This is a genomic window from Bradyrhizobium sp. SUTN9-2 (genome assembly GCF_003122645.1).
GTDB lineage: Bacteria > Pseudomonadota > Alphaproteobacteria > Rhizobiales > Xanthobacteraceae > Bradyrhizobium > Bradyrhizobium yuanmingense.
In genome coordinates this window covers 7,244,075-7,248,573 of sequence record NZ_LAXE01000001.1, presented here as the reverse complement: position 1 = coordinate 7,248,573, position 4,499 = coordinate 7,244,075, and the positions used below count along the sequence as shown (strand labels likewise).

The 4,499-nt window shown below is 58.6% G+C and carries 3 protein-coding genes and 2 pseudogenes; 3 read left to right on the top strand and 2 right to left on the bottom strand.

Annotation, left to right across the window (positions count from 1 at the left end; all coding sequences use genetic code 11):
• Positions 1–510 precede the first annotated feature (510 nt).
• Positions 511–906: a hypothetical protein gene (locus XF30_RS39990; RefSeq protein ID WP_349644183.1), complete on the bottom strand. Its 396-nt coding sequence runs from the start codon at positions 904–906 to the stop codon at positions 511–513.
• 12 nt (positions 907–918) lie between these two features.
• The gene (locus XF30_RS33565) at positions 919–1,707 is read right to left on the bottom strand and encodes a hypothetical protein (protein WP_349644182.1); all 789 of its coding nucleotides are present in this window, start codon (positions 1,705–1,707) and stop codon (positions 919–921) included.
• A gap of 564 nt (positions 1,708–2,271) precedes the next feature.
• Here XF30_RS33565 and XF30_RS37920 point away from each other — a divergent pair.
• The 3 genes and pseudogenes from XF30_RS37920 to XF30_RS40215 all read left to right on the top strand — a co-directional run.
• Positions 2,272–2,481 carry a hypothetical protein gene (locus XF30_RS37920; RefSeq protein ID WP_146207768.1) on the top strand — a complete coding sequence of 70 codons (210 nt, stop codon included), beginning with the start codon at positions 2,272–2,274 and terminating at the stop codon, positions 2,479–2,481.
• Between the two features lie 353 nt (positions 2,482–2,834).
• A pseudogene (gene istB, locus XF30_RS33560) lies at positions 2,835–3,649 on the top strand (IS21-like element helper ATPase IstB).
• Positions 3,650–3,787: 138 nt separating this feature from the next.
• A pseudogene (locus tag XF30_RS40215) lies at positions 3,788–3,956 on the top strand (transposase); the annotation flags it as partial.
• Positions 3,957–4,499 lie beyond the last annotated feature (543 nt).

Sequence of the window (4,499 nt, the reverse complement as noted above, 5' to 3'; positions counted from 1 at the left end):
ACCCTGTCGCCAGCCGGCCAGTGTCTGCTACAGCACGTATCGAGATCGGTTCGCAATGCTGCTCCCCGGTATCTTTTGATCAACTGATATCGTAAGCGAACGGGCCGCATATCGGCGGGCCGTTCCAACATTTAAGCCAGCCATCCGCGGATCTCTCATCTACTACTTCGGCTGTCGCACCTGCATTGCAGCAACAGAACAAGATGGCCGCGACGCGACGCACTATACCTTCGTGTATGTGGTGAAGGCAGTGAGCTGGTATCTGCTTCTGGCTAGTCGCGGTCTTTAGCTAGAGCGCTGCAGGGTCCGGTTCTTGCAGGTGACCCCGACCAGGGCGACAAGAGCGGACAACGGGGCGTTTGATCCAAAGCAGGCCAACTCAGCAGCGCGGTGATCCCCGATGTGTCTTCCGTTGACCCGTCGACGACCGTGGGCTGCTCAAACTTGCTTGATGCCAGTCGTGCAGCCTGCGGGCTACGCGCCTCGAATAAGTCGGGCCCGGCCTGCGCGTCAGCCATCAGTATGACGCCAGACGATGAAGTCCGTCGCATGCAGGTCGGCCTTTTGGACTCCCTGCAGTGTGATCGTGTCGCTGGCGGTCAGGTGGATCACAGCGTTTCCGGAGTCGTCGTCGACAATCAAGCTCTTCAGCGCCGTCCAATCCGCAAATCCGTAGTCCTGCACGTCGATCAGATCGTGCTCGACCGCCGTGCTGCCGACGATACTATTGCCTTGATTGAAGTCATGGATCAGATCCTGGCCCGAGCCCTTGTCGAACGCGAAGATGTCGCTGTTTGGTCCGCCCCATAGCTCGTCATTGCCCCCTTTGCCGTTCAGGATGTCCTTGCCGCCTGTGATCGAGCCTGGGCCCGCTGGATCGTAGGTCCGGGCGTCGCCCATCAACATGTCGACGTACGATCAGCCCGTGAGGACATCGTTGCCCCCCTGCGCGTTGCCGAACATGGAATCGACATCGCCAATCAATAGGAAGGAATAGAAATGAAGATTGCCGTGGAGATCGACCACGGTGAGGGCGTCGTTCCCGCCACGGGCGTCACCCGAGAGCCCACCCCCATCGCCGTATAATCTGCCGCCTCCGGTTTGGGCTTCGTCCCCGATTGTGAAGGTAAGATTGTCGTTGCCGCCGCGCGCATGATCGGTCAGGGCGAAGGCATCGCCGTACAGAAGAGCCGAGCCGGTCTGGCCGGTCTGGAGAGCGATCACCGTGTCATCGCCGCCATGGACGTGCCCGGACATGATTGCTCCATCGCCAACCAGTGTGTTCAATGACCGGCCGCCGAACGCGCCGATGACGATGTCGTTGCCGCCCTGCACGTGATCAGACATGGCGCCCTCGGCGTCGCCATAAAGTGTGAAGCTGCTACGAACCGAGCTCGTGCTGTCGCCGATCACCGTGTCGTTGCCGCCCCTAGCGTGGCCTGACATGGATTGTGCATCGCCGTCGACGATGACGGTATTGAGCGAGCCCGTTATGTTCACCCTGAGTGTGTCGTTGCCGCCGTGGGATCGATCCAGCAGGATCGCCGTATCGCCCACGAGATTGACGAACGTCATACTCTCGATGTCAATCGTAACGGTATCGTTGCCGCCATGCGCATTGGCCGGGAACTCAGGGTCGCCGAATAGGGTTTCGAAGCTAACTTGCGGGAGGGTCAGCGTGATCGTGTCGTTGGGCAAACGGCGCATGGCAACTCCAATTTCAAAGGCGGAAGCGCTCCGATGGCTAAAGCTACTTCGGATTGATGACCGAGATTCGCCGAGAACTGGACTTGATTGCGACCGCCGCCCGGCGTCGATCGTTTCCTCATAGCGCCAGTAAGAGAAGCCCGTTAGCAAACCCGATCGACGAGCGGGAGCGGCTTACAAATCTGAAGCAGAAGTTGGAGGTGGACGTCAAATGTTAGTCACAGCTTTTGTTGAAGTGCTGCCGCCCAGGTCGGTCTAGGGTGTCAGACCGAACGTTTGCAGTGGAGCAATAGATCAAAACTTCTGACCCGTTGCAGACATTCGCATTCGCAGGCTCGCGTAGTTTCCCCCATGGTCAATCTGCCCCTCAAAGGAAGGGCGGGCGGAAGACGCACAGAGCGACGTTAGAGTGGAATCTCCCACATTGCGGGGCTTCAAGCTGCGGAAATGTGCGCTAATTCATAAAAGTGCACTGAAGATCGGCTATAATGCGATACCATCCCAGTCTCGTGCATTGCCTGCCCGTCTCTTTTAGCGTTACCAGTATTCTTGTTGGAGGCATTCGTGAAGAACACGCCCGCTCTCCTCTTTACCCAGCGGTTAAACGAACTCTATAATCAGCTCTCTGAATTAGAAGACCTTCGGCTTCGGATCGACGAAGCAGAGCGACGCGCCTGCGCGAAAACTGCGATCGAATCCGAAAACTCCGTAGTTGCGCCCAAGGCGAGATACTTCTGTCAATCGCAGCCTTCTGCCGCGCCGAATGCCGCTTGAGACATGGCGGCAGGCGACTTGCGGTCGGCCTCACTATCCACCACGATAATGCCACCGGCGCGGAATAGTGGGTGCCGCGCCAGCCTTTATTGGGATCTTTGGCTAGAACCGCCGTCTCCTCCAATGGCGGCGCTCGTTTCGATTTGTCCATAAAAAGCCGGCTTGAAGGTGGCCCGGCGCGGCCTCGAGAGGAGCAAAACGACGGCTTGAAAGAGCGGACCATTGGGACCCTCCGTCGTCTCAGGCGAAATTGTTTCGCAAGATCCTGCTCAGCTGCCGAACGTCGTGGTGCAGCTCACGCCGCTTGCCTCCTACGACTGCCTCATCGGTACCGCCGAGACCGGAGGTGCCGCATGACGGTGACGAACACGGTTGATGCCGCGCGCCTCAATCTGTTGCTCAACGAGCTCCGTCTGCCTGCCATCAAGGTGCTGTGGGCGCAATTTGCCGAACAGTCCGACAAGGAAGGCTGGCCGGCCGGCCGCTTCTCGCGACCATCGCCGAGCACGAGATCGCCGAACGCGGCCGCCGTCGGACCGAACGACACCTTGTCGAAGCACGTTTGCCCGCTGGAAAGACCTTCGACAGCTTCGACTTCGAAGCCGTGCCGATGGTCTCAAAGGCGCAGGTGATGGCGCTCGCCGCCGGTGACAGCCGGCTGGGCAAGGGCGCCAATTTGCTGTTGTTCGGCCCGCCTGGCGGCGGAAAGAGCCACTTGGCGGCAGCGATCGACCTGGCCCTCATCGAGAACGGGTGGCGCGTCCTCTTCACCCGAACCACCGATCTCGTGCAGAAGCTCCAGCTGGCGCGACGTGAGCTCAACCTCGAGGCGGCCATCAATCGTCTCGATCGCTTTCGATCTCCTGATCCTTGATGATCTCGCTTACGTCACCAGGGATCAGGCCGAAACCAGCGTGCTGTTCGAGCTCATCAGTGCACGCTACGAGCGCCGCTCGATGATGATCACCGCAAATCAGCCATTCGGTGAATGGAACAGGGTCTTCCCGGACCCCGCCATGACCCTCGCCGCTATCGATCGCGCCTCGTTCACCACGCCACCATCGTCGAGATGAACGTCGAGAGCTATCGCAGACGGACCGCCCTCGAACGAAAACGCGGTCCAGAACGGCCGCCATCGCACGCGACACCCAAAACCGTCGCTGATTGACGCTGCGCGACAATCAAAGTTCAACAAAACTCTTGCGCGCGACAATCGCGGCAATCATCATCAGGCCGCGACACTGCCTCGCCATCCTGATTGCCGCGCTCTTCCTACCCAGATTGCCGCGCTACAGAGGGTCGTACTTCACGCCGGTTGCGCAAGAAGATCGAGATACGGTTTGCACCTCAAGCGCGTTCTCAAGCTCGATCGGTTACGACTACGAAGCCCAGACGGCGCACGCGACGAGTTCATTCTCGCAGCGACCGCACAGAACCTTCGGAAGATGGCCAAGCTGATCGCGATGCCCGCATAGGGACCACCTCTATCATTCCGCCCAGCCATTACAACGGAATACTGCCGGCCTTTTTCAACAGAATCGGCCCATCGGCAGCCTTCAACGATGTATGCTGATTGTGCGCTGTTGATAATTGAGCGGACATCCGGCGTGCTACGAACTCAATTTCTAGACGAGCCCGCATGGCTATCCTCTAAGCATCTTGCTCGCGAGGAATTTGAACAGTGGAGGCTTGGTGCCCTCCGGCAATGGCAAAGGTGTATAGTTCGTGCCGACTACCTTGACCAAGCTCCGCATGCCATCGGACCACCCGAGCAACTCTATCATAGATCGGCAGTCGAGCTGCTTAGACTGCGCCCACCCCTCCATGCAATCCGCCAATCCGGCCATTTCATTTCCCGACAGAACGGGGAGATGGTAGATTGAGGGGGTCGAATAATAGCTTCGTATGGCTTCAGCTTCCGACGCACTGATGGTGCGTTTGATGTCCCGTCGTCCTACAACTGAGTTCAAGATATCTCCAGGCAATCGATGTTGCCTTCTTCTTTTTACCAGTCGAGC